The 24,477-nt window shown below is 71.7% G+C and carries 24 protein-coding genes and 1 pseudogene; 15 read left to right on the top strand and 10 right to left on the bottom strand.

Annotated elements, in window-relative coordinates; translation table 11 throughout:
* The 5 genes from ABZ495_RS27305 to ABZ495_RS27285 all read right to left on the bottom strand — a co-directional run bounded on the left by ABZ495_RS27305 (position 1) and on the right by ABZ495_RS27285 (position 5,082).
* On the bottom strand, positions 1 to 2,031 hold the full coding sequence (locus ABZ495_RS27305) for a FixH family protein (RefSeq protein ID WP_359838576.1): 2,031 nt from the start codon (positions 2,029 to 2,031) through the stop codon (positions 1 to 3).
* 12 nt (positions 2,032 to 2,043) lie between these two features.
* Entirely contained in the window at positions 2,044 to 2,544 is a 501-nt protein-coding gene (locus ABZ495_RS27300) for a copper chaperone PCu(A)C (RefSeq protein ID WP_329488944.1), read from the bottom strand.
* Positions 2,541 to 3,206 carry an SCO family protein gene (locus ABZ495_RS27295; protein ID WP_329488945.1) on the bottom strand — a complete coding sequence of 222 codons (666 nt, stop codon included), beginning with the start codon at positions 3,204 to 3,206 and terminating at the stop codon, positions 2,541 to 2,543. Before ABZ495_RS27295 ends, ABZ495_RS27300 begins: the two co-directional genes overlap by 4 nt.
* 87 nt (positions 3,207 to 3,293) lie before the next feature.
* A complete protein-coding gene (locus tag ABZ495_RS27290; RefSeq protein WP_352296424.1) occupies positions 3,294 to 4,052 on the bottom strand; it encodes a YcnI family protein in 759 nt (252 codons plus the stop codon).
* A gap of 190 nt (positions 4,053 to 4,242) precedes the next feature.
* Positions 4,243 to 5,082 (bottom strand): hypothetical protein, encoded by an 840-nt coding sequence (locus ABZ495_RS27285; RefSeq protein ID WP_359838574.1) that lies wholly within the window; start codon positions 5,080 to 5,082, stop codon positions 4,243 to 4,245.
* Positions 5,083 to 5,310: 228 nt separating this feature from the next.
* Between ABZ495_RS27285 and ABZ495_RS27280 the strand changes: the two genes are divergently transcribed.
* Positions 5,311 to 5,964, top strand: a complete 654-nt coding sequence (locus ABZ495_RS27280) for an ATP-binding protein (RefSeq protein WP_359838572.1) — start codon at positions 5,311 to 5,313, stop codon at positions 5,962 to 5,964.
* A gap of 71 nt (positions 5,965 to 6,035) precedes the next feature.
* On the opposite strand, the pseudogene ABZ495_RS27275 reads toward ABZ495_RS27280, so the two are convergent.
* Positions 6,036 to 6,444: pseudogene (locus ABZ495_RS27275) on the bottom strand (site-specific integrase); the annotation flags it as partial.
* On the opposite strand from ABZ495_RS27275, the gene ABZ495_RS27270 reads away from it, so the two are divergent.
* Positions 6,430 to 6,582 (top strand): hypothetical protein, encoded by a 153-nt coding sequence (locus tag ABZ495_RS27270; RefSeq protein ID WP_359838570.1) that lies wholly within the window; start codon positions 6,430 to 6,432, stop codon positions 6,580 to 6,582. The pseudogene ABZ495_RS27275 and the gene ABZ495_RS27270 overlap by 15 nt on opposite strands.
* Positions 6,583 to 6,685: 103 nt before the next feature.
* Entirely contained in the window at positions 6,686 to 7,063 is a 378-nt protein-coding gene (locus ABZ495_RS27265) for a hypothetical protein (protein ID WP_359838569.1), read from the top strand.
* 67 nt (positions 7,064 to 7,130) lie between these two features.
* Here the strand turns inward: ABZ495_RS27265 and ABZ495_RS27260 are convergent, their stop codons facing one another.
* Positions 7,131 to 8,486, bottom strand: coding sequence for a tetratricopeptide repeat protein (locus tag ABZ495_RS27260; RefSeq protein ID WP_359838567.1), 1,356 nt, complete (start codon positions 8,484 to 8,486; stop codon positions 7,131 to 7,133).
* Positions 8,487 to 8,611: 125 nt separating this feature from the next.
* Here ABZ495_RS27260 and ABZ495_RS27255 point away from each other — a divergent pair, with 125 nt between their 5' ends.
* From ABZ495_RS27255 to ABZ495_RS27245, 3 genes are read left to right on the top strand one after another with little or no spacing between them, the layout of a single operon-like run.
* Positions 8,612 to 9,664 (top strand): NAD-dependent epimerase/dehydratase family protein, encoded by a 1,053-nt coding sequence (locus tag ABZ495_RS27255; protein ID WP_359838565.1) that lies wholly within the window; start codon positions 8,612 to 8,614, stop codon positions 9,662 to 9,664.
* 17 nt (positions 9,665 to 9,681) lie between these two features.
* Positions 9,682 to 10,740 carry an NAD(P)-dependent oxidoreductase gene (locus ABZ495_RS27250; protein ID WP_359838563.1) on the top strand — a complete coding sequence of 353 codons (1,059 nt, stop codon included), beginning with the start codon at positions 9,682 to 9,684 and terminating at the stop codon, positions 10,738 to 10,740.
* Positions 10,737 to 11,876 carry a DegT/DnrJ/EryC1/StrS family aminotransferase gene (locus ABZ495_RS27245; protein ID WP_359838561.1) on the top strand — a complete coding sequence of 380 codons (1,140 nt, stop codon included), beginning with the start codon at positions 10,737 to 10,739 and terminating at the stop codon, positions 11,874 to 11,876. Before ABZ495_RS27250 ends, ABZ495_RS27245 begins: the two co-directional genes overlap by 4 nt.
* A gap of 24 nt (positions 11,877 to 11,900) precedes the next feature.
* Here the strand turns inward: ABZ495_RS27245 and ABZ495_RS27240 are convergent, their stop codons facing one another.
* Positions 11,901 to 12,776, bottom strand: a complete 876-nt coding sequence (locus ABZ495_RS27240; RefSeq protein ID WP_359838559.1) for a glycosyltransferase family 2 protein — start codon at positions 12,774 to 12,776, stop codon at positions 11,901 to 11,903.
* Here ABZ495_RS27240 and ABZ495_RS27235 point away from each other — a divergent pair.
* From ABZ495_RS27235 to ABZ495_RS27220, 4 genes are all read left to right on the top strand, one after another.
* Positions 12,766 to 13,551 carry a hypothetical protein gene (locus ABZ495_RS27235; RefSeq protein ID WP_359838557.1) on the top strand — a complete coding sequence of 262 codons (786 nt, stop codon included), beginning with the start codon at positions 12,766 to 12,768 and terminating at the stop codon, positions 13,549 to 13,551. The two genes, ABZ495_RS27240 and ABZ495_RS27235, sit on opposite strands and share 11 nt — an antisense overlap.
* A gap of 9 nt (positions 13,552 to 13,560) precedes the next feature.
* Positions 13,561 to 14,898: a hypothetical protein gene (locus tag ABZ495_RS27230; RefSeq protein ID WP_359838555.1), complete on the top strand. Its 1,338-nt coding sequence runs from the start codon at positions 13,561 to 13,563 to the stop codon at positions 14,896 to 14,898.
* Between the two features lie 73 nt (positions 14,899 to 14,971).
* Positions 14,972 to 15,409: an NUDIX domain-containing protein gene (locus ABZ495_RS27225; RefSeq protein WP_359838553.1), complete on the top strand. Its 438-nt coding sequence runs from the start codon at positions 14,972 to 14,974 to the stop codon at positions 15,407 to 15,409.
* A 166-nt stretch (positions 15,410 to 15,575) separates the two neighbouring features.
* Positions 15,576 to 16,550, top strand: a complete 975-nt coding sequence (locus ABZ495_RS27220; RefSeq protein ID WP_359838552.1) for a hypothetical protein — start codon at positions 15,576 to 15,578, stop codon at positions 16,548 to 16,550.
* A gap of 312 nt (positions 16,551 to 16,862) precedes the next feature.
* On the opposite strand, the gene ABZ495_RS27215 is transcribed toward ABZ495_RS27220, so the two are convergent.
* Both ABZ495_RS27215 and ABZ495_RS27210 read right to left on the bottom strand, forming a co-directional pair.
* Positions 16,863 to 17,669: a DUF6551 family protein gene (locus tag ABZ495_RS27215; protein ID WP_359838550.1), complete on the bottom strand. Its 807-nt coding sequence runs from the start codon at positions 17,667 to 17,669 to the stop codon at positions 16,863 to 16,865.
* Positions 17,662 to 18,555 carry a ParB N-terminal domain-containing protein gene (locus ABZ495_RS27210; RefSeq protein ID WP_359838548.1) on the bottom strand — a complete coding sequence of 298 codons (894 nt, stop codon included), beginning with the start codon at positions 18,553 to 18,555 and terminating at the stop codon, positions 17,662 to 17,664. The genes ABZ495_RS27215 and ABZ495_RS27210 overlap by 8 nt, the downstream gene beginning before the upstream one ends.
* Before the next feature lie 836 nt (positions 18,556 to 19,391).
* Here ABZ495_RS27210 and ABZ495_RS27205 point away from each other — a divergent pair.
* The 5 genes from ABZ495_RS27205 (at position 19,392) to ABZ495_RS27185 (ending at position 24,359) form a co-directional block, all read left to right on the top strand.
* On the top strand, positions 19,392 to 20,300 hold the full coding sequence (locus tag ABZ495_RS27205; protein ID WP_359838586.1) for a LysR family transcriptional regulator: 909 nt from the start codon (positions 19,392 to 19,394) through the stop codon (positions 20,298 to 20,300).
* Positions 20,301 to 20,359: 59 nt separating this feature from the next.
* Entirely contained in the window at positions 20,360 to 21,457 is a 1,098-nt protein-coding gene (gene alc, locus ABZ495_RS27200) for an allantoicase (RefSeq protein WP_359838546.1), read from the top strand.
* A 74-nt stretch (positions 21,458 to 21,531) separates the two neighbouring features.
* Positions 21,532 to 21,762 carry a hypothetical protein gene (locus ABZ495_RS27195; protein ID WP_329488950.1) on the top strand — a complete coding sequence of 77 codons (231 nt, stop codon included), beginning with the start codon at positions 21,532 to 21,534 and terminating at the stop codon, positions 21,760 to 21,762.
* Between the two features lie 89 nt (positions 21,763 to 21,851).
* Positions 21,852 to 23,195, top strand: a complete 1,344-nt coding sequence (locus ABZ495_RS27190) for an amidase (protein WP_359838544.1) — start codon at positions 21,852 to 21,854, stop codon at positions 23,193 to 23,195.
* Between the two features lie 342 nt (positions 23,196 to 23,537).
* On the top strand, positions 23,538 to 24,359 hold the full coding sequence (locus ABZ495_RS27185; RefSeq protein WP_352296438.1) for an integrase: 822 nt from the start codon (positions 23,538 to 23,540) through the stop codon (positions 24,357 to 24,359).
* Positions 24,360 to 24,477 lie beyond the last annotated feature (118 nt).

Below are 24,477 nucleotides of genomic sequence, written 5' to 3'. Positions count from 1 at the left end.
TCACCCGATCTTCAGCTGCTTGATCTCGGTGGTCTGGTCGATCTCCGAGGAGCGGACCTGCACCGACACCACCCAGTTCCCGGCCAGCGGGAGCTGCGCGGTACCGCTCCAGCGGCCCGGGCCCTCGGCGGTCAGCGGCACCGGCAGCGGGCCGAGGTCGCGGTCCGGCAGGGTGAAGGCGAGCTCCACCTCGGGGACCTCGACCGGCTTGCCGTCCGCCCCGTCCAGGCTCAGGTGGACTTCGTTGGGCCCGGTCCGGGCCGGGTTGAGGGTGACGGTCGCGGTGCCCTTGGCGTTCGGCGTCCGGCCCTTGGTGTCGTACGGGAGCTTGAGCTCCATGGTCTGGCCGGGCACCGTCTGCGGGGCGGGCACGCCCGGCGCGGGCGCGGTGGCGCCGTTGGCGGTGCCGGCCGCCGCGATCTCGCTCGCCACCCGGCCGGGCGGGGAGTTGGTCAGCATCGTGGTGACCACCAGCACGGCCACCGCCGCCACCGACTCGATCAGCACCGAGCGGCGCAGCCCGGCCCGGGTCGGGGTGAGTCCGCGGTCGCGGCCGGCGCTCGCCCGGGCGGCCCGCTGGCGGTCCAGCTGGGCCTGCCGGACCGGGTCGTCGGAGTGGGCCGCGACGGCGACCGGCTCCGGTGCCTCGACCGGCCGGGCCGCCTCGGCCTCCGCCGGAGCGGCCCGCAGCCGGGCCAGCCAGGCCCGGGAGATCCAGGCGACGCCGAGCATCGCGACCACGCAGCCGGTCTTCACCAGCAGCAGCCGCCCGTACTCGGTGTCGGTCAGCGCGCTCCAGCTGCCGAGGCCGCGCCAGGACTGGTAGATCCCGGTGGCGGTGAGCACCGCCACCGAGCCGAAGGCGACCTTGGAGAACCGCTCGGCGGCCGCCGCGCCGATCCCGTGCCGCAGCCCGACCGCCATCGCGGCCAGGCCGCCGAGCCAGAGCGCCATCGCGATCAGGTGCAGCATGCCGAGCGGCAGTGCCAGCCAGACCTGGATGCCGACCGAGGCGTGGTCGGCGCCCACCCAGGTCGCCGAGAGGGCGATGGCCAGCACCAGTCCGGCCACCCCGAGGCCCAGCCGGGTCTCGTGCTGCGGGCGCTCGGCGGCGCGCCGCTCCAGCTGCCGCAGCTCGGCCTCCTCCGCCTCCTCGGCGGTCCGTGCGTCGTCGCTCGCCCGCGCGTCGTCCGCCTCCTCCGGGCGGGCGGCCGGCGCGGGCTGTCCGAGCTGGCCGACCAGCAACGACAGGAAGACCCCGCTCGCCGCGAGCAGCAGCAGCCGGGCGGCCAGCGCGGTGCCGATCCGCTCGTCGAGGGTGGCGCGCACCAGCGACAGGTCGAAGGCCTGCCCGACGCCCGAACCGCGCTCGTACGGGCCGCGCAGCATCAGCACCGCGACGGTGGAGACCAGCAGCGCCACCCATCCGGTCATCAGCAGCCGCTGCACGGCGCGTTGCGCCGCCCCGGCCGGCCAGCAGGCCAGCACGAACGCGGCCGCGCCGACGAGCAGCGCGAACGCCCCGTAGGCGACGGTCCGGCCGGTGCCGTACAGCGCGGCGACCACGCCGTCGGCCTCGGCGCCGCTCAGCGCGGTGGTGGAGACGGAGGTGTCCGAGGGCGCGCCGATCGAGAAGGTGAACGCTCCGCCGATCGGGTGCGAGTCCTCGGAGACCGCGCGCCAGGCCACCGTGTAGGTGCCGTTGGCCAGGCCGCTGTTCAGCCCGACCCGGGCGGTGTTGTCCTTGCCGTCCGCGTGCGCGGGGTTGCCGCCGTCGACCGCCTTGCCGGCCGGGTCGAGGACCCGGACCGAGTCCCCGGAGAGCGACACCGACTCGCTGAAGGTCAGCGTGACGGCCTGCGGCGCGGTCGCGACGACCGAGTTCTGCGCGGGGTCGGTGGACTGCAGGGTGGCGTGCGCGGAGGCGGGGCCGGCGCCGGCGAGCAGCAGCGCGAGCACCGCGCCGAGCAGGCCCAGCAGCCCGACGATCCGGCGGCGGGTGGTGGGGTTCGGCAACGCGGCCGTCAGCATCTCCTGGATCCCTTACTGCTGGCCGGGGCGGTAGGTGAGTTCCCGGACCGGCACCTTGACCGAGACGGTGCCGGTCCGGGCGAAGGTCAGGTCGAGTTCGAGCTCGTCACCGAGGGCGGGGGCCTTCCGCCATCCCATGATCATGAGGTGGTTGCCGCCCCGGGCGAGCTCCAACGCGCCGTGCGCGGGGACGTCCAGCCGCTCGACCTGCTCCATGGTGGAGGCGGTGGAGCGGTGCATGGTGACCGACTGCGCGGCCGGGCTGGAGACCTTGACCAGCTGGTCCTCGCCGCCGTCGTTGCGCACGGTGAGGTAGCCGGCCGCCATCCCGCCCGCCGGGGGCAGCGGGATGTAGGAGTCGGCGACGCTCAGCAGGGCCGGACCGTCGGCCCGGGCCTCGCCGTCGCCCGCGCCGCAGGCGACCAGGATGGCGCCGGCGCCCAGTGCCGTCGCCAGCACCGCCCCCGCGAGCGCGGTCCGCCGGAACCCGCGCGGCCCGCCGGCGCCGTTCATGCCGCGACCCCCTGGGCGAGCAGCGGGAGGTCGTGCTCGTAGGTCTTCTCCTCGGTGCCACTGAGGTAGAGGACGTGCGCCTTGTCGTCCGAGGGCAGGAACGCCAGCACCTGCGCGCCGTGGGTGGAGGTGACCGTGCCGTCCGCGTTGACCACCGGGTCCTCGATCAGGATGCCGAGGGACTTGGCCGCGGCCTTCACCTTGGCCAGGTCCCCGGTGAGGCCTATGAAGTCCTTGCCCATCGAGTCCAGCCAGGTGCGCAGCACCTGCGGGGTGTCGCGCTGGGGGTCGGTGGAGACGAAGACGATGTCGACCTTCTGGCGCTCCTCGGGGGAGAGCTTGGTCATCGCCACGCCGATGTCGCCCATCGTGGTCGGGCAGACGTCCGGGCAGCTGGTGTAGCCGAAGAACAGCAGGGTGCTCCGGCCGTTGGTCTTCTGCCGCAGGTCGAAGGGCTGGCCGGCGGTGTCGGTCAGCTGGAGGTCGGGCTTGTCGAAGTGCTTGCCGAGCACGGTGCCCTGGTACGGGGAGTCGGCCTTCTGCTGGGTGACCTTGGCGGGGCCGGTGGAGCCGTCGGAGCCGCAGGCGGTCAGGGTGAGGGCCGCGGCGAGCGCGACGGCGGCGGCGCCGGCCAGCCGGGCGGTGCGGAGGGTGCGGGACATGGGGGATCCGATCGTGCGCGGTGGATCACCGGCGGGGCCGCGCCCGGGCCCGGGTGCGGTACGGGCGCGGCCCCGCCGGTGCGGGGGTCAGGAGGCGGAGCCGCCGTTCTTGCGGCGCAGGCCGAGCACGCCGAACGCCGCGCCGACCAGGCCGACGACGATGCCGACCACGGCGAGGACGCGGGCGGTGGAGTCGCTGCCCTTGTCCGAGGAGGCGGCGGCCTGGGTGGTGGCGTCGCCGTGCCCGTGGCCGTCGGCGGTGGCCGTGGGGGCGGCGGTCGCGCCGTGCTCGCCGCCGGCCGCGGCCTTGTCGAGGGCCAGCACGGGGGCGGGCTTGGCCGGCTCGGGCTGGCCGTCCTTGGCCTCGTCGATCCAGCGCACGACGTCGCCGTTGTCGTAGCTCTGCAGCGCCTTGAAGACCAGCTTGTCGGTGTCGGTCGGCAGCGGGCCGATCGAGACGCGGAACTCCTGGAACTGGCCTGGGGCGATCTTGGTGCCCGCGTCGGCGGTCCAGGTGATCTTGGAGACGGCCTCGTTGACGTCGTTGCCGTGCACCTTGATCGGCTTGTCGAGCTTGGACTTCTCGACGGTCGTGGTCCAGCCCGGCATCGGCAGGGTGCGGACGGAGGCCAGCGGGTGGTCCAGCGGGAGGTTGACCTCCAGCTTCACCGTGGACGCGTTGTCGTTCTCGTTCGGCACCCGGAAGTCCACGGCGGTGTAGCCGCCCTGCTGGGCGTTGCCCGGGTTCACGGTGACGTGCGCGAAGGCGGGGCCGGCCAGCGCCACGACCGACGCGGCGGCGGTGAGGGCGACGGCGGCGATACGGCGGGTGGGGAGGGAACGCATGATTCGGGTCTCCGTTCGGAGGCTCGGCGGCAGGACCGCTCCCGGACACGGTGATCCGTGCCTCGGCGGGGCCGCGCGGCGTGGGGACGAGTGGGGGGCCGCACGCCGCGGGGGTGCGGCGGGTACGGCGCGGTCGCCGCGTACACCCGGACCCGGTACGGGGCCTTGTCGGCGCTCCGTCGGGGGCGGGTCAGTACGCGAGGGCCCCGAACGGGGGACCGCGCCGCACCACGCTGTGCCGCAGTGCGGCACGGGCCGGCGGCCGGCTGTCCCCGGCCCGCGCGCCGGAGCGGCGGGCGGGACCGGCGGGCGTGCCGAGCAGGCCCCGCAGCAGCGCCGCGGCCAGCGCGAACGCCGTCCGCAGCGGGGTGGTCCAGTGCTCCCGGGCGGCCGTGGCGGTGATCCTGACCAGCCGCCAGAGCGCCGCCTCGCCGCGCCGCAGCCACCAGCCGGCCGCCAGGGCGGCGGCCAGGTGGCCCGCGAGCATCGACGGCGTCATCCCGAACAGGCCGTCCTGCCACCAGGGCGCGACGGCGAACGCCCGCGGGTCCAGCCCCGCGCGGGCGACCAGCTGCTCGGCCGACGGGCTGCCGGGCAGGCCGGCCAGCGTGCCCGGACTGGCCTCGTTGCAGATCAGCCGGCCGGCCACCTGGGGCAGCGTCAGCGGGCCGGAGCCGCCGTGGTGCATCCCGGCCATCGCGCCGGCCGCCGCGGTGGCGTGCCCGCCGAAGGCGTGGAACAGGCAGTGCAGCCCGAGCTGGCCCGCACCGAGCGCGCCGGCGATGGCACCGAGCGAGCGCTCCCGCCCGCCGAAGGCCACCGCGAGCACCAGGACGGCCGCGAAGCCGGTCGCGAGCGCGGGCAGGGCCACGTTCCCGCCGCCGGCCAGGGCGTGCCCGGCGGCCGCGATCAGCGCGCAGACCAGGGCGAACGGGACGGCCCGCGCAAGCCGCAGGTCCCAGGCGGCGGCCCCCACCGGTGCGTCCGGTGCGGGGGCGCCCGGGTGCGGGGCGGCGGCGAGGGCAGTCATGGCCGGGCCATCATCTCATCGCCCCCCGCGCCGCCGAGGGCAGGGTGGGAAATCCCTACGAATGCCCCGTTCGGCCCGGCGTGCGGCCCCCGGTGTGCGCCGCTCGGCACACACCCCGGCCCCAGTCCATCCGCCGAACGGGCGGTAGCCGACCCCCTGCACGGTTCACCGCATGATCGCCCGGAGATACCTAGTTGTATGTGGAGCCGCAGCCAGGAGGGACCTCCCGTGGACATCTGGTGGACTCTGCACCTCAAGCGCGACCCGGCCAGCGTTCCGCTGGCCCGGCGCATCCTGCTCGGTGCCATGGCGACGGCGGGCGTCGACCCGCAGATCGCCGACGACCTCGGGGTCGCCCTCAGCGAGGCCTGCGCCAACGCCGTGGAGCACGGCGCCTGCGGCCGCTCGGACGACGGCTTCCAGGTCACCGCGTCGATCAGCGGGGACCTCCTGCGGATCGAGGTCACGGACTCCGGCCCCGGCCTCGCCGCGCCCGCCGCCCCCGCCCCGTTCCCGCCGCGCCGGCCGGCCGCCCCGCCGGCCCGCCCGGCCGCGACCGGCCGGGGCGCCCGCCGCCCCCGGCGCGGCCGCGCCAGCGTCCCCGGCCCGGTCCTGACCACCCGCCGCCCCCGCCGCGACGACCGCCCCTACGACACCCACGTGCTGCCCCCCTGCCACGCCGGGGCCCCCGCCCCCACCCTGCGCCCGGTCGACCTGGACACCCTCCCCGACCTCACCGCCGAGTCCGGCCGCGGCCTCTTCCTGATCCACGCCCTGACCGACCACGTCCAGCTCCGCAACCACCCCCTGCGCGGCGCGATCGTCAGCTTCGACAAGATCCTCAAGTGGCAGGACGACGCCCTGCTGCGGGCGGCCTCGTAGCTCCTGTGGCTCTCTGACCTGCACGAATGGCTGCTGTCCGGGCCCAGGTCGCGGCGAGTACGAGACAGGAATCAGGCCGCCAGGGCACACGTGGGGCACATGCCCTCGGGTTTCGGCGCGGGGTGCCCCGTCCCCGCACCCGGAAGCCCCCTGTCGATTGCCGAGCGCGTCCGGGACTCGCTCGTCGGCATCAGGTGGGTATGGGTCCGGAGCGTGAAGCCTGGGTCGCTGTAACCGAGGTAGGCCGCCAGCGCCTTGATCGTCTCGCCGACATCCAGCAGCACCGAGGCGTAGGCATGCCGCAGGGCGTGCATACCGTCGTCCGGGCCGCCTGAAGTACTTCGCCCCCTTCTCGCGCGGCGGGATCACCCCGGCCGCGACGAGCGCCAGCTTCCAGGCGCCCGCGTTGAAGACGCTGCGGTGGTACGGCTTGGCGTTCTCGTCGATGAAGAGCAGGTTCGCGGTGTGGTCGTCACCATCGGCAACAACCTCAACCGGATCGCCCACAACCTGTGGGTCGGCGGCAACCCGCCGCCCCACCTGCAGCACATCTGGGACCGCGTCCTGCAGAGCCTGGACGGCATCGACGCCGCTACCGCCTCGATCATCGGAAGGTGAACACGCACTGATCCCCAAGATCTCCCACAACTCCGGCGGGACCTTTGCCCTCGTCCGCTACCTGTACGGGCCCGGCAAGCACGACGAGCACGAAGACCCCCACATGATCGCCTCGTGGAACGGCTCTGCCCCCGACCCCGCACCCGAAGGCGCACGCGGCCCGCGCGACACGCTAGCCAAACTCGCCGCCCACCTCGACCTTCCCGTCAACGCCCTCGCCCCCGACCGGCGGCCGGCGGAAACGGTGTGGCACTGCTCCCTGCGGAACGCCGCCGAGGACCGCATCCTCACCGATGCAGAGTGGGCGACGATCGCCCGGCGCATCCTGCACGCGACGGACTACCGCAGCGCGGACCAGGAGCACCATGGCACGCGCCACCGCCACGCTCGCCACCGCTCCTACCCCGGCCATTGGCCCGGCACCGTACGACCCCACCCGTCGACGCTGACGCCGAGAAGGGACCGTCGCCCACCCGGCTGAAGGCCGGAGAGCGGCTCGGGGCGGAACGAGTGGCACGCTCGTCGGGAAGCGGCCGACGCAGCTGGCGTCACTGGGAAACGAGTTCGCCAGCTTTCTGCGCGAGTTCGGATGCGCCGGGGATTCCTCGCCTGCTGTAGACGGCCATGGTCGAGCGCACCGTCTTCAGCTCCTTCCGGTTCCGGTCGGATGCCACGCCGTCCATGAGATCCAGGCACTGATCCCAGAGGATCACGGCCTCCTCGTGGCGGTGCTGGGCGGCTACGGATTTGGCGAGATTCGCGAGGGTCAGGCCGCGAACCCGCTGGTACGTCTCGGGGACACGGCCCTCCAGCGCCGCACGGTAGTGCCGTTCGGCGGCCCGGTGGTCCTTCATCTCGGTCAGGGACTTGCCCGTGTGCGATGCCACGGTCGCCGCGACCGGGCCGGAGGCGGCGGCATAGGAGGGGACGCCGTCGTCGCCGGCGAGCATGGCGTTCTCGGCGGCCAGGAGTGCCCCGGCGGCGTCCTTGCTCTGACCGCTCGCTCCGTACGCCCGCGCGGCCGTCACCAGCAGCAGCGCTTCTGTCTTCCGGTCGACCTTCCCTTGGGCCCGCGACAGCGCGGCCTCGGCCAGTTCGACGCAGTGCGTGGTCTGGCTCAGATCGAGGGCCTGGTGGGTGAGGGCCCGCATCATCCAGGCTCCGTGACCTGCGGGGTCGGACTCGCAGGCGAGCTGGTAGGCGAGGAGGTAGAACCTCTGGGCCGCGCCCTCGCGGCCGAGATCATGACACTTCCATCCGACCAAGGTCGCCAGCTCAGCCGCCGCGCCGTACGCACTCCGGCGGACCTCCTCGGACGGGAACGTGGCCTGGAGCATCGGCACGACGGCGTCCGCCAGATAGGACGAGACAGTGGACAGCCCGTGGCCGCCGCCCAGTCTCTCGTCGGCGGTCCGGAACATCTCGGTGAGCTGCCGGACGGTGGAGACCTCTTCAGCCCCGGCCCTGCGACCGCCCTTCGCGGTTCGCAGGGCAGCGGCGACGGCCTGGTGGTCGTAGACGAGCGGGAGCCCGACCGCAGCGGTGCCGAAGGCGAGGGCGAGGAAGTCGCGACGGTGGAACATGACAAGTCTCCCGAGATCGGCAGCGGTTGCCAGAGGATCAGGGGTCATGACCTCCCCGATTGCGACGAAGCCTAGACCGATCTCGGCGGCCGTCACCTTCCGCTTCACCATTCTCGTCAAAGCCTCGGCAAGGTAGGTCGCGGTTCTGCCAGTTGGGGTTCCGCCCCGGACCCAGGAGAGCACGGCCGACCGTGAAGTGTGCAGGGTCTCGCCGGCCTCCGCGGCGACGGTGCGGACCGTCCTGGCCAGGGCTTCGTACGTGCACCCGGCTTCCTCGATGACGCTCGCCAGCTGCCGGTTGGGCTTCTTACTGCCAGTCAACTCGCACCCCCAGAGCTGATCTTGAACAGATTGAACGGGATGGGCGGGCCATCACCGTACCGCCTGGGCGTGGTCGGTTGTTCACTGAGTGCACAAACCCGCACTTCAGAGGAGGTCGTTGCCTCATGGCCGACGTGTATTTCGACCCGCGCCTAAGCGAGTTGGCCGGGGCCGGCGTGCTGGTCACCGGGGGTGGTGGCCTGATCGGCAGCCGCATCGTCGCCCAGCTCGCCGCGTGCGGAGCCAGGCCGACCGTCCTGGACAGGTTCGACGCCTACCCGCACCCGGTGCGGGACCTGTTCCGGGTGGACCAGCACGGCGCCCGGGTCGTCCTCGGGGACGTGCGCGAACGGGCCACCGTGAAGTGGCTTACTGGCCGCGCGGACTACGTGATCCACGCCGCCGCGTACGCCGACGTCGCCGCCTGCACCCGCCGGCCCGACACTGCCTTCGCGGCGAATGTGCAGGGTACCCAGACCGTTCTGGAGGCGGTGCTGGAGTCGTCGGTGAAGCGGCTGGTGTTCGTGTCCTCCGCCTCCGTCTATGGCGACGGCATCCCTGCGGTGGACGGTGTGGCGCGCTTCACCGAGGACCAGCCGCTGACCCCGATCTCCGTGTACGCCAACACGAAGTTGTGGGGCGAACACCAGGCGCGTCTGATGCTTGGCAGCAGCGGCACCGAGTACTCGATCGTCCGATACTTCTCGGTTTACGGCGACCCGCAGATCCCCAAGCCCGGCTCGCACTCCTGGATGGTTCCCTGGCTGGCCCTGTCCGCGCACACAGGCCAGCCGATGCGGCTCAACGGCGGCGGCCACCAGGTGCGCGACATGGTTCATGTCGAGGACATCGCGCACGCCACGATCCTCGCGCTCGTCGCCGACCAAGCCGCCGGACAGACCATCAACATCGGTACGGGCATTCCGACCTCGGTCCGGCGGATCGCCGAGTTGGTCGCCGCCCACTATCCCCGCGCCTCTTTCGTCGAGACACCCATGCCCGAAGGCGACCCGCGCGGAGGCTACGCCGATACCTGCCGAGCCACCGACCTGCTCGGCTGGCGTCCCGCCGTCACTCTCACCGAGGGCGTGGACCGCTACGTGAACTGGCTCAGGACCACGCCGGACGCCATCCCGGACTGGTTCACTGCCGCGCCGACCGCCTCTATGGCCGCCTGAACGAAGGGACCGCTTCCATGCGCGTCGTGCTCCTCGGCGGAGCCGGATACATCGGCTCCGTCGCCTCCCACCACCTCGTCTCCCACGGCCACCACGTCACCGTCGTGGACGGCCTGATCTACAACCGCGGGGACGACCCGGGCCGGCTACTACCCAACACCGCCGCGTTCGTCGGCGGGGACCTGCGCGACCCCGCCCTGCTGGCCGACGTCTGCGACGGCGCGGACGCCGTGGTGCACCTCGGCGGGATCGTCGGCGAACCGGCCTGCCAACTGGACGAGGAACTGGCCGTCGAGCTGAACTACGCCGCCCCGATGATCGCCGCCGAGGCTGCCGCCGGCGCGGGCGTCGGCCAGTACGTGTTCTTCTCCTCCTGCAGCGTCTACGGCAGGCACGAGGGCACCGTGGACGAGGACACCGAGCCGAACCCGCTGGGCATCTACGCCCGGACCAAGGTCCTCGCCGAACGGCGCCTCCCCGACGTACTCGCCGGAGTCACCGAGTTCACGACCCTTCGGCTGGCAACCGTCCACGGCTCATCGCCCCGCCAGCGTCTGGACTCCGTCGTCAACTCCATGGCTTCCCGCGCCGTCGCCACCGGTCGCGTCCCGCTCAACGGCGGAGCACAGCGCCGACCCCTCGTCCACGTCGGTGACGTCGCCGAAGTCCTCGCCGGCGTCATGGCCGACAACCTGACCGGGGTGTGGAACGTCGGCAGTGACCAGGAGAACCACACCATCGCCGACATCGCCGAGACCGTCGCCGCCATCGTGCCCGGGTCGAGGATCCGGCGCGGGCCGGAGCGGGACGAAACCGACGCCCGCGACTACCGCGTCAGTTTCGCCCGGCTCCAGCGCCACATGCCCGGGGCGTGCGCCACCGCGCTCAAGGACGGCGTGCAGGAGATCGCCGACCTCCTCGCGACCCGCACGATCGCTGATCCGGACGAGCCCCAGTACGACAACCACCGGGGCCTGGTGGACGCCTTCACCGCCGACAGGGTGCGAACCCTGCGCTCCCTCGCTTGTCGGCGGTATCAGGCCGAGTACACCGCCGCCACGTGGGGGAGGCCGTGACTACCACCGCACCGTTCCTTCCCTGGAACCGGCCGTCCATCGGGGGCGAGGAGGAGGCCGAGGTGATCCACACCCTGCGCTCGGGCTGGCTCACGCACGGCCCGAAGGCAACCCGGTTCGAGGAAGTCGTGAAGACCGCACTCGGAGCCGAGGACGCGTTCGCCGTGTCATCGTGCACCGCCGCCCTGCACCTGGCCTTCCTCACCGCCGGCATCAAGGCGGGAGACGAGGTGATCACTCCGAGCCTCACCTTCTGCGCGGCCCCGAACGCCGTCGTCCACTGCGGCGGCACACCGGTGTTCACCGAGGTGGATCCGGTCACGTTCAACATCGACCTGGAGGCGGCCGAGCAGGCGATCACCTCCAGGACGAAGGCCATCGTGGTCATGCACTACGGCGGCCACCCCTGCGACCTGTCGGCCTTCCGCAAGCTCGCCGACGACCACGGTCTGGTCCTCATCGAGGACGCCGCCCACGCTCTGCACGCCTCGCGCGACGGCCTCCGAGCGGGCAGCATCGGCGACCTGGCGGTGTTCTCCTTCTACGCCAACAAGGTCATCACCACCGGCGAGGGCGGGATGATCATCGGCCGCGCGGACCTCGTCCGGGCCGCCCGCCTCCTCGGCCGACACGGCATCGACTCCTCCGTGTGGCAGCGCCACGGCAAGCGCCGCACCGCCGACTACGAGGTCACCGTGCCGGGCTTGAAGTACACGATGCCGGACATCACGGCCGCGGTCGGGATCCAGCAGTTCCAGAAGCTGCCGGACTTCACCGCGCGCCGGGCGCAGATCGCCGCTTCCTACGACCGGTCCCTCGCCGGCCTTCCGGGGTTGCGGCTGCCGACCGCCCTGGACGGCGTCCAGCACGGCTGGTTCCTCTACCCCGTCCTGATCGAACCGGTCGGCGGCCGGAGCCGCGACACGGTGGCCGACCTGCTCCTCGACGCCTACGGGATCGGCACCAGCGTCCACTTCAAACCGGTCCACCGACTCGCCGCGTACCGGTACGTCGACTGCCACCTGCCCGTCACCGAACAGATCGGCGCTCGGCAGCTGTCCCTGCCGTGCTACCCGGCCATGACCAGCACGGACGTGCAGCGCGTCATCGACGCGATCCACGCCGTCTGGTCCTGACCCGCAACTCCGCGAGGCCGACTGTCAGATGACCGGCGGCCGACCCAGCCTGGTCATCTGCCACACCGTGCTCCACCGCATCGGCCGACGCGGAGGACACGGCGTTCGAACGCCCTCGAAGAAGCCGGACCACCACGCCTTGAGACCGGACAGCGGCGGACGGCGAAGCCCCGTGTACAGCGCCCAGGAGGTGAGGTAGATGGGCACCAGAACGGCAGGCAGATGACGCTTCGCCAGCCACACCCGATTGCGTGCCGTCATCCGGTAGTAGGTGGCGTGCCGGGCCGGATCGGTGCGGGGATGCTGCAACACAAGGTCGGCCCGGTAGTCGATCTCCCATCCGGCATCGAGCGCACGCCAGGCGAAGTCGGTCTCCTCGTGCGCGTAGAAGAACTCGGCAGGGAACAGGCCCACCTGGTCGATCACGCTCATGCGGATCGCGTGCCCGCCGCCCAGGAACGTCGTGACCGGGCCGGACTGCAGCGGATCGCTCGCGCCGAATCGGGGGACGTGGCGGCGCTGGGTGTACCCGGTCTCGTCCGCGATCCGGAAGGACACCACACCGAGGCGCGGATTCTCTTCGAAGGCTTCCCGGATCAACCGGAAGGTGTCGGTTCGGGGAAGCAGCCCGTCGTCGTCCAGGACCACCAGGGCGTCGACACCGCCGAGTTCACGCAGCCGCTCGACGCCGGCATTCCGCCCTCCGGGGATGCCTAGGTTCTCGGGCAGCTCGATCGCGTCCACCCACTCCGGCAGCTCGGGCAGCTTCACGCCCTGTCCGAGCACCACGGTCCGCGTGCTGCCGCCGCCCTCCTGGGCTTCGACTGAGTCCAGGAGCGCACGAAGCTCCTTCGGCCGGTTGCCCATCGTCAGCACCACCACGCCCAGCGTGACGCCCATCGCACCCGATCCCATCGAGGAACCCTTCATGATCTCGCCGACGCCGGAAGCGGCCGACGCGCCGTTGCGCGTACTTGCCGAGACCCGCAGGCTCCCGGACCACCAGCACATGGACCAGCACACCCTGAGCTGGATCGCCGGCAACCGACCCGCCGGTCCCAGCGCCCCGGCCACGATGCCACATCGCCCGACCCTGCTGGTACCCGACGTTTCCTGGTTCGCCAGCCCGGCCGTGATCGACTCCATCCACGGCGCCATGCACAACGCCCGCGTCAGCCTTCTCGTCCAGTTCCTCGCCCAACATCACGAGCCCGGTCGTGATCAAGCCCTGGCCCTCGCCGCCGCAGCGGCCTGCCACGACTGCCGACGACACCACGACCGCGACGACCCCGGCCACGGCGAACGCGCCGCACGCTGGCTCGCCGGCAACCTCGACACCGTGGCCCGCACCTTCGGCCAACCGGTCACCACCGAGACGATCACTGCCGTCGCGCTCCACGACGTCCCGCACGACAACTTCACCGACAGCCAGACCGGCGCCTACCGGCAGAGCCCGCACCTGGTGGACCTTCTGAAGGCCGCCGACGCATTCGACCGCTACCGCCTGCCCCTCCGCCGCTGGTGGCCCGACCCGGGCCGCCTGCGTGTAGCCCTGCCGCCGTGGCTCCCGCCGGTCGCGTTCGACCTGGTCGTTCACAGCGAGCAGGCACGCCTCGACGGCGCCACTCACGGCGAAGCCCTGGAACACGCACTCCACACCGTGCTGCCCGAGTAGGAGGACCCGTTGCACGCCGACTGGGAATACGCCCACACCAGCTACAACGCGCCGGTCTCGCGCCCGTCACCCGCCGGGCTCGCGGAGAGCGAAGCCGACTGGGCTCACCGTCTGGAGACGCAGACCCCGAACGGCTGGCTCCTGCGGGACAACGCCATGCTCCGCAGCCTGGCCAGCGGCGCCCCGATGCACCTGCTCCACCTGACCCGCGACCTGGGCACCGTCTGCAGCAGCGGGCACCTCTACGCCTCCACCGGCTGCCTGGTCGGCGCCATCTACGGGGCGCCTCTCACTCCGACCGGTAGCGCCTTCCGGCTCCACAACCTCGGCTCCTACCTGCTGGAAAGCAGGCAGAACAGCACACCGCTCGTCATCGTGGTCGCCCCCGGCGCTCCGGTGCCCGCCAAGGGCATCGACTACCTGCGCCTCGGAGGTATCCACCTGAGGACGTACCAGGCGTACCGGCATTTCCTCACCGAAGCCGAGGATGACGATGTGCTCCGGTCCGTCGTGGACCGGGTGCGCGTCGCTGCCCCGTTCCTCGACATGCTCCTGCGCCACGCCAGCGGTGGCACGACGCCGGACGGGTCGTTCATCGACACCCTTGCCGCCACGGTCCCGGCCTTCCCCTACCTCGGCTACCTCTACTTCGAGACCGTCGCCGAGTACTTGATGCTCCACTCCACCAGCCGGGCGACCAAGGAGTACTCCCACCGGGGCGAGCTCAACAACCGCCTGTACAAGGAGCTCGCGTTCTCTGCGGTGCAGGGGATGGGAGTTCTCTTCGACCTCGGGAGGTTCGCGCCGGACTGCGTGCGGCTCCTCGAACTCGTCGAGCGCATCGAGCCCGGCCTGGCATCCGGCCTGCCCGGCTATGTGCGACGCCGGATGTCCCACCTGTTCGCCGCCACAGCCCTTGCCCCGGATCAGGACGCCTCCGCCCTCACCTTCCACCGGGCGGACCTCGACACACTGGCGGACACCGCCCCGCACCTCCTCGGCCAGCTGATCTTCCGGGAGATCCGGATCGCCGACCGCTACCCGCAGCTCTACCACTGCTTCGAACAGGCCAAGGCCCTGGAAGCATGGAGTTACTGGAACTCCGAGCGCATCCCGACGCCGTTCAACGGTACGACCCCCAAGGGGGAGATCGGCATCAATCCGGCCTACCCGTATGCCGGCTTCTCGGTCTGGACGGCGGAGACCTGCGAACGGGGGCTCCTCCACCCGGTCGAACAGATCGCCGCAGTGCCGGCCCCACGCCTCGTGCCCTGGTTGGTCGCTCCCCTACGGGACAGGACGGAGGAGGAACGATGGTTGAACCGGCACCTGGCGCCCGCGAGATAGCTCCCGCCGGGCTGTCGAGCGGCTGACTCCTCCACTGACTCGCCCCGCACCATCGAACAGGAAGCAGGTCACCATGCAGCACCGCGTCCGCGCCGTTCTCCTCACCCCGAACGACACCATGCTGCTGATCAAGCGCATTCGCCCCGGCATCGACCCGTACTGGGTGATCGTCGGCGGCAAGATCGAACCGACCGACGCCAGCCCCCAGGAGGCCCTCCTGCGCGAGGTCCGCGAGGAGATCGCGGGCGAGGCCGAGATTGTCAGCCTCCTCCACACCAGCGAGACGGACGACGAGCGCCAGGACTTCTACCTCGCGACCATCGAGAAGTGGAGTTTCGAGGACCGCACCGGCCCCGAGTTCAGCCAGGAAGGCCGGGGCGAGTACCTCCTCGAAGAGATCCCCCTGACCGCCGCCGCCCTCGACGCGGTCAACCTCCTGCCCCAGGACTTCGCGGCCGTCCTGCGCGAGGCCGTCGAGCGCGGAGAACTCCTCGCCACCCGCCGATCGTAGGGACGGCCCGGCCATCCAACGGGCCCTTGAATGTGATCAAGGCCGCTGCGGCAAAAGGACCTTGGCGTGGCTGGTGACGTGGTACGTTCCGTGGTCCAACCGAAAATAGGCGACCCCGGCGATGCGCGAACATCCCGGGGTCCGGCAACAGGAGCGCGAACTCCCGATGCGGGTACATCGTACCGAACACGTACGTAGCTTCACCGTGCTGCCCAACGGTCTCCTACAGGACCGGAGGCTGTCCTACACGGCCCGCGGCCTGCTCGCGGACCTCCTTTCCCGTCCGGACGGCTGGCGCGAGGACGGTCGGCACATGGCCGACTCCAGCCCGCAGGGGCGTGGGGCGATCCGTAAGGCCCTGAAGGAACTGACCGAGGCCGGGTACTACCGGGTCGAAAAGATCCGCATGCCGGACGGCACCATCCGCACCGAGACCCACGTCTACGACACCCCGCAGCTCACTGCGCTGCCGGGTGTCACCCGTCCGGTCTCCGGTGAGGCGAGCACCGGCCGTGCTGGCGTCCCTCTTGTAAAGAACCGGTACCAAGAACCCACCCTCCCCGCCGAGCAGGCTGACCAGCTGGCGGCCACCGGCGGGGAGGCCGCCGACCGGCCCGAAGGGCGGGAGGAGGGGCACACCATCGACCAGGAGACTCCGGCTGTACCGGACGAACAGGCCCGAGAGGCGGTGGCCACGCTGTTTCGGGCGATCCGCCCGGAGCCGCGCCTGCGGTTGGGCGAGGCGGAGGCCATCGAGCTGGCGCCGCTTGTCGCCCAGTGGCTGGAGCGCGGCAGCACTGCCCAGGACCTGGCCCAGGCCCTGCTGCCCGGCCTGCCCGTACCCCTGCACTCTCCGGTCGGCGTGCTCCGCAGCCGTCTACAACGCAAGCTGCCGCCCGGCGTCCAGGCCCCACAACAGCCCTCCAAGCCCCGGTACGCCGAGTGCGCCAAGTGCCACGACCCCGTGCCACTGCCGGGCATCTGCCGAGCCTGTGCGGGCCTTGACGCGCGCCCGGTCGAGGTTGGAGGCGGTGCCCCCTCCGCAGCTCGTGGGGCTGCGCGAGCGCGTGCCGCCCTGCTGGCGGCGAGGGCGGCGGTGTCGAGGCGTACATGCGTGGCAGCGTCAGGTAGCAGCATGTGACGGGCGGGCTGTGGATGCCAAGCTATGCCGTCAAAGGGGTGCCTACCTGAGCAATGATGGGGCGCGCCAAACGAGTTGCTTGGCAGCCATGACCGCCAGTGACATGTCTTTCCAGGCCATGGTCCGTTCGGCGGTGCGCCGGTTGAACCGCAGGTTGATTTCTCCAGCCCGCCCGGTGCCTTTGGTGTCGATGGTGCACTGATCCCCCTAGGAGTAGTCGCCGATGCAGTGGCGGCGGATGACTGTGAGGGGGAGACCAAACTCGGGACTCACGAACGATCGTTAGGTGTTCTAAGCAAGGAATTCCTGGATTCAGAACGGCTCCCGGGCTTCTGCGACGAGCCGGCCGGATCGCCGCCCAGAGTTATAGGCGTCCCGAACCACCCGGGCGATTCCCTCTACCACGGTCCCGCCGGTGACCTCCTTGTAGCCTCGGCCTTTGCCGAGAAGGCTCGCTGGTCCGCCGGGAAGCTTGGATAGCTTGCGGATCAGTGCATCAGAGTCGAGGAAGGGGAACTCGTGGAGTACGGACGCTACCCCGAGGAGCACGTAGCTGTTCCCTGCAGCGGGGATATTTCCCCAGGCTTCAGTTACGACCCTCAAGGTTCGCCTGAGGAGCTGTCCCCTCTCTGTCGACTTTCCGTTAATCTTTCGCAGTGCTGCAACCGCGATGATTGCGTTACCGGCGCCAGAATCTGAGACGATCCAGCCACTATCACGCGCTGCGCGTGTGATATCGAGAGACTCGGCGTGTCCTGCAGTAACCTCGGCCATGAATTTATACAAGGGCTGCACGCGACGATTATCGTTGAGGCCAAGAAACAGTTCCGCCTCCTGCTCCTTCGTAAGGCCGCGGAATACCTTCATTCCGATCTTTGTCTCTCCGTGGTCTGCGGCGATGCACAGGGCTCCTCGATTCTGGCCGTCGAGCCAGATATAAGTGCCATCCGTTCGGGCGGACACTTGGGGCACGCCAAGGCGGCCCAAATCGAAACCCTCCCGGAGCTTTCTCGCCACCCAAGCCGTGTCCACTGGGCGGGTGTTCACGTCTCGGTCAGTCGTCACCTGACTGGGGATGAGCAACTCGATTTCGACGGCATGCTGGATTCGGCTACTCATTGCGCATCTTCTCCATTTTCTTCACGTAAGTATGCGACATTCGGCGAGCATCTTTGAGAGCCTTGAGCATATAGGTGAAATGCTCAGAGGTAGCTAGATCGTCTGTGACGACGTCGGACAGTCCTTCGAGCGTCCCAATCACCACATCGGCGGTGCGAACATAGTCGTAGTCCCTCCTGGATGTGCGAGCCCTGGGCACTGCGCGACCTGCATGATCGGCATTTGTTTCACCGACGTCTCTCGCGCCGGGCTTTCCATTTAGATACGGGAAGCATGATTCCAGTGTGTCGGGGCAGATTCCCTGCAGAAGTAGCTGGTGAAGCTTCGCGACGACGGACGTCAATGGGTAGTCGAGGGCAGGCCGTTCAACCGCTTCTACCATGAGCGAGAGTGACTTCTGCGCTTTGCCCGCCGTGCCTGGGGAGCTCATCTCCTTCTCCGCTTTGCGGAGAGTAGAGCGAAGAACCGTGTACACCTTGGTGGGCAACCCCACGGCGGCGGCAGCTGGCACTTCTCGCCGGAATCCCTCGTCAGTACCAGCAGGAGGCGGTAGCCGCTGCAAAGTGAAGGCAGTCGCCACCTTTTCAGTTACTGTCATGGGCAGAGAGTAGATAGGGTCGGGATTTGTGAGATGTCGTCGCAACTCGTGCGCGCCTTCTTCGATGTCTCCGACGAAGATTGCGTCTACGAAATGCATGTGAGCCAGCTTGCTTGCCTCGTAGCGCCTGTTGCCACTCAGGAGAAAGTCGTCCTTATCAGAAATGAGCAAAGGGTCCTTCAGGCCGAATGTCCTGATGGATGAGACCAAGCCATCGAGGTCTCGGATTCTCCCGGTCGGAATTGTTGCAGTTCTAATGTCAGAAAGTCTGATCTTTGCTCGCTCCAACGCTTTCCTCTTCTCGGGCTGGTGGCGCCCGTCCGGTGGGGTCGGGTAGACGCGAGATTAGGCGCACTTCTCGCAGAATGTAAAAGTCGCCATGCGTGTGGAGTAGTTGTCATACTGCTGAGGCGGCCATGAATGGGTGGTCTTTGACCAATCAGTTTGGGGCCCGGATGGATACCGAGCCTTGTGCGTCCTGGCGCTGCACGTCGGTAGGGCGGCCGTGTCAGCAGATGCTGATGGGCAGATCAGGCCAAGGGAAGGTCGTCCTCATGGCTGCTTGAACTTGAATGGGTGATGTCGGGGAACGGTGGGCGTGGTGGTGCCCCAGAGCTGGTGCGCCAGGATGAGCGCATGCCCGAGAGCGAAGCGCGTCTGCTGACGTTGTTGCGCGAGCTTGATGCCCCGCGGCGGCTGGAGTGGCCAGGACTACGACCCTGGCGAGACCGCAACCCGCTTCGGCACTTTGGTGGCCCGGCTCGAAGGCGACTTCGCAACTCGCTGCAGGGGGGAGCCGGACACCCAGGACTCCAGCGAGTACGGACGCGCCACCGTGCCTGGGGAGGTGACCGTGAACGGTGCCCTGCAGGGCACATCGGGGGCACATGAGGGCCAAAAGTGCCGCTGACCAGTGCGAACTACTGAAGGTAGTTTCGCCTGGCCAGCGGCACTTTTCTGGTTGAACCCGCAGGTCACGGGCTTGCGGGGATCAAAAGATCCTCAAGTGGCAGGACGACGCCCTGCTGCGGGCCTGCTGACCACCGCGGACACCCCGCCCGGCGCCGGTCCGGGCGCGCCCTCCGGGGCGGCCGGGGCGGAACTACGCTGGCGCGATGGGTGCGGTGGGTGAGTGGGATCTGCGGCGGCTGCGGGTGCTGTGGGCGGTCGGTGAGTGCGGGACGGTGACGGCCGCGGCGGAGCGGCTGCGGCTCTCGCCGTCGGCGGTCTCGCAGCAGGTGTCGGCGCTGGCCAGGCAGGTGGGCGCGCCGATGCTGGAGCCGTACGGGCGGCGGGTCCGGCTGACCAGCGCGGCGCGGCTGGTGCTGCGCCACGCCGAGGTGGTGTTCGGGCAGTTGGAGCGGGCCGAGGCGGAGCTGGCGGGGTACCTGCACGGCGAGGCGGGCGAGGTGCGGGTGGGCGCCTTCGCCACCGCGATCGGCGGGCTGCTCGTCCCGGCGATCGCCCGGCTGCGGGCGGACGCGCCGCGGCTGGCGGTGCGGGTGGTGGAGACGGAGGCGGCCGGGGCCTACGGGCTGCTGTCGGCGGGGGACGTCGACCTGGCGCTCTCGCTCGCGGTGCGGCCGGCCGGCGGCGATCCCCGCTTCGTCGAGTCCGTCCTGCTCAGCGACCCGCTGGACGTGGCGCTGCCGCCCGGGCACCCGAGGGCCGACGCCCCGGACCTGCGGCTCGCGGACCTCGCCGACGAGCCGTGGATCTACGGCGCCGCCGGCCCCTGGCGGGAGATCACCCTGACGGCGTGCGCGGACGCCGGGTTCGTGCCCGAGCGCGCGCACACCGCCGCGGACTGGTCGGCGATCCTGGCGATGGTCGCGGCCGGACTCGGGGTGGCGCTGGTGCCCCGGCTGGCCTCGGCGGGGCGGGTCGGCGGGGCGGTGGTCCGGGCGCTGCCCGCCGACCTGCCGACCCGCCGGGTGGTCGCCGCGGTCCGCGCGGGGACGGAGGGGACGCCGCCGCTGCGCCGGGTGCTCGCGGCCCTGGCCGAGGCCGCCCGGGACGTTCAGTCCGGCTGAACGTTCTGGTCAGATCTTTGTGATGGACCTGACGGGTGTGCCGGGGTGACCGTGGAGGCATGACCACCGACGCGACCGCCCCCGAGACCGCCGCCCCCGAGACCGCCGACGCGCTGCCCTACGCGGGCGGCAACCCCTACGCCGACTACCGCTCCGGCAGCTTCGCCTTCACCGCCCTCACCGACCTGGCCGACCGCCGGCTCGGCGGCGCCGTGATCGCCGCCAACGACGAGCTCTTCGCCGAGCGGGAGAACCTGCTGCTGCCCGAGCCCGCCGAGTTCCGCCCGCACACCTTCGGCAACAAGGGCCAGATCATGGACGGCTGGGAGACCCGCCGCCGCCGCGGCGCCGGCACCGACCGTCCGCACCCGACCGCCGAGGACCACGACTGGGCGCTGATCCGCCTGGGAGTGCCGGGGGTCGTGCACGGCGTGATCGTCGACACCGCGCACTTCCGCGGCAACCACCCGCAGCGGATCGCCCTGGAGGGCGCCGAACTCCCCGGCACCCCGGGCCCGGAGGAGCTGCTCGCCGACTCCACCGTCTGGCACCCGCTGGTGCCCGCCTCGCCGGTGCGCGGCCACGCCGCCAACGGTTTCGCCGTCGAGGACGGCCGCCGCTTCACCCACCTGCGGCTCAGCCAGTACCCCGACGGCGGCATCGCCCGGCTGCGGGTGCACGGCGAGGCCCGGCCGGACACCGCCTGGCTGGCCGCGCTCGGCACCTTCGACCTGGCCGCGATCGAGCACGGCGGCGCGGTCGAGGACGCCTCCGACCGCTTCTTCTCGCCCCCGGCCAACCTCGCGCTGCCCGGCCGGTCCCGGGCGATGGGCGACGGCTGGGAGAACCGCCGGCGCCGGGACGCCGGCCACGACTGGGTCCTGCTGCGCCTCGCCGGGCGCGGAGCGATCCGCGCGGTGGAGATCGACACCGGCTACTACGTCGGCAACGCGGCCGGCTGGGCCGCGCTCCACGGGCGGGACGAGCGGGCCGCCGACCCGCAGGAGTGGTTCGAGCTGGTGCCCCGCACCCGGCTCCAGCCCGACGCCGTCCACCGTCTGGTGCTGGACGCGCCCCGGCCCGCCACCCACGTCCGGCTCGACGTCTTCCCCGACGGCGGCATCGCCCGGCTGCGGCTGCACGGCAGCCTGGTCTGACCGGGTACGGCCGGGGCGGGCGGCGCCGTCGGCCCCCGGTTGCCGGGGCCGGAGGGCCGCCGGACGATGGGGGAATGATGCACCAGATGCGCGCCGAGTACGGTGACGGCGGTCCGTCCGCCGGGGTGAGGCTCTGGCACATGGTCCGCGGCTCCGAAGCCGTCGCCATGTGCGGCCGGGAGCTGGACGAGGGGGCACAGCTGCGGGATCCGGCGGACTGGGGCAAGACGCCCGAACTCTGCTGCCACACCTGCGGCGCGTACTTCCTGCGCGAGACCCCGTACCTGGCGACCGAACACCCGTAGCCCGGCGGCCGCCGCCCGTGGCGCGTCCGGCGGCTCCGGCCGCGCGCTGATGCGGCGCGAACCGCCGGGCGGGCCCTAGCGTGGTCGGCATGGAGAAGTCCCTGGTCCGTCCGCGGTCGCTGGCCGACGAGGTCGCGCGGTCGCGGGGCGGTGACGCCGACCTCGCCGGGCGGGTCGACCGGCTCTGCGGCCGGATCGAGCGGCTGGACCCGCTGCTGCACACCTTCGTGCCCGAGGCCGGCCGGCCGGAGCGGCTGCACGCCGAGGCCCGCGCGCTGGCCGCCCGCCACCCCGATCCGGCCACCGCCCCGCCGCTGTACGGGGTGGCGGTCGGGATCAAGGACATCGTCCACGTCGACGGCCTGCCCACGCACGCCGGATCGGCGCTGCCGCCGGGCGTGCTGGCCGGTCCGCAGGCCGCCGTGGTGGACCGGCTGCGGGCCGCGGGCGCGCTGGTGGCGGGCAAGACGGTGACCGCCGAGTTCGCCGGCAGCGCTCCGGGCCCGACCCGGAACCCGCACCACCCCGGGCACACGCCGGGCGGCTCCAGCAGCGGCTCGGCGGCGGCGGTCGCGGCCGGGCTGGTGCCGCTGGCGATCGGCACCCAGACGATCGGCTCGGTCGTCCGGCCCGCCGCCTACTGCGGAGTGGTGGGCTTCCGGCCGACGTACGGGCGGATCCCGCTCGACGGGGTGATCCCCAACGCGCCGAGCTTCGACACCGTCGGCCTGTTCACCGCCGACCTCGCCGGGGCGGCGCTGGCGGCGCCGCTGCTCTGCGACGACTGGCGGGGCGAGCGGCAGGGAGGTCCGCCCGGCGACGGGCCGCCCGTCCTCGGCCCGCCCGTCCTCGGGGTGCCCGCCGGGCCGTACCTGGAGCAGGCCGGACCGGCGGCGCTGGCGGCCTTCCGGGCGCAGCTGGACCGGCTGGCCGCCGCGGGGTCGACGGTGCGCGAGATCGAGTTGCTGCCCGACTTCGCGTGGCTGGTGCGGCAGGTGCGGACGATCAACCGCTTCGAGCAGGCCCGCGGCCACGCCGACTGGTTCGCCCGGTTCGGCGGCCTCTACCGGCCGGAGACGGCGGCCGGCATCCGGCACGGCCAGGCCGTCCGGCCGGAGGACCACGAGACGGCGCTCGGCGTCCGCGAGCACGTCCGCGCCCGGCTCGCCGAGGCCTGGGCGGCCGCGGGGGTGGACCTGGTGGTCGCGCCCTCCGCCACCGGGCCGGCCCCGTCCGGGCTGGGCAGCACCGGGGACGCGGTGATGTCCCTGCCGTGGAGCTACGCCGGGCTGCCCGCCGTCAGCCTGCCCGCCGGGGTGAGCGCGGACGGCCTGCCGCTCGGGCTCCAGGTGGTCGGCGCGGCCGGTGCGGACGAGTCGCTGCTGGCCCTGGCCGCGCCGCTGGAGCGGGCCCTGGGCGGCCCGGCCCGCTGAGCGGCGCGGCGGGCGGGGTCAGCCCCTGTCGCGCTCCTCGTCGGGGAAGCGGGGGCCGCCGATCAGGAACAGCAGGGCCGCGGTCGGAAAGCCGATCGACGCGGCCACCAGCACGATGAACTGCCAGAACATCCGTCGCTCCTCGTCCTCGTCAGTCCCGTGCGGCCCGGCCCCTCGAAGGAGACCGCGAAACCTGACAGGCCCTGATTGGCCGAATTGTCCACTCGATATCCGACGGTATGGCCGAATTACCCCCGCTGCCACCGGACGGTCCGGCGCCGGCGGCGCGCACCGCGTGCACGGGTCTGGGCGCGCGCCCCACCCGGCGTCCACACTGTCGGGATGCAGGTACAGCTGGCAGGGGAAGCACGGCGGCCGGACCGCGAGAGCGAGGACTTCGCGGCGGCCTCGCCGGAGGCGCTCGTACTGCTCGACGGCGCGAGCTCGCCGACCGGGCTGGAGTCGGGGTGCCGGCACGGCACCCCCTGGTACGTACGGCGGTTGGGGGTGCACCTGCTGGCCCGGCTGACCGACCGGGCGGACCGCTCGATCGCCGAGTGCCTGGCCGACGCCATCGTGGAGACGGCGGCGCTGCACGGGGGCCGCTGCGACCTCGCCCACCCCAACACGCCCGCCGCCATGGTGGTCGCCGCCCGGCGGCACGGCAGTGCGCTGGAGTACCTGGTGCTCGGGGACTCGCTGCTGGTGCTGCAGTACAAGGACGGGCCGCTCAAGGTGATCGGCGACAACCAGCGCTTCCCCGCCGGTGAGGAGGTGCGCCGCCAGGTCTGGTCGACGGTGCCCGGCTCCACCGAGCGCGCCGCGCTCCACCTGGAGTACGCGCTGGCCGTCCGGGCCGCCCGGAACTCCGGCACCGGCCCGTGGATCGCCGCCGCCAGCCCCAAGGCCGCGCAGCACGCCGAGACCGGCTTCGTCGAGCTGGAGCGGCTGCACGCGGTGGCCGCGCTGAGCGACGGCGCCTCGCGCTACACCGAGCGCTTCGGACTGGGCAGCTGGGCGGACGCCCTGCGACTGCTCGCCGAGTCGGGGCCGGGCGAGCTGATCGCCCAGGTGCGGGCGGTCGAGCGGTCGGACGCGGCCTGCGAGCGGTGGCCGCGCGGCAAGGCGCACGACGACGCCTCGGCCCTCTACGCGCTGCTGTAGCGGACCGGGCGGGGGCGGCGGACTTGCGCGGCCGACCGCCCGATATGGGCGCGGTATAGGAGCGGGCGGCACCGTGGCGGTGCTGATAGATCGGCATCTCCATGGCCGCACCCCTCCC

The organism is Kitasatospora sp. NPDC005748, from assembly GCF_040630735.1.
Classification (GTDB): Bacteria; Actinomycetota; Actinomycetes; order Streptomycetales; family Streptomycetaceae; genus Kitasatospora.
The sequence above is the reverse complement of the archived record's forward strand: the minus strand, read 5'-3'. Positions and strand labels throughout refer to the sequence as shown.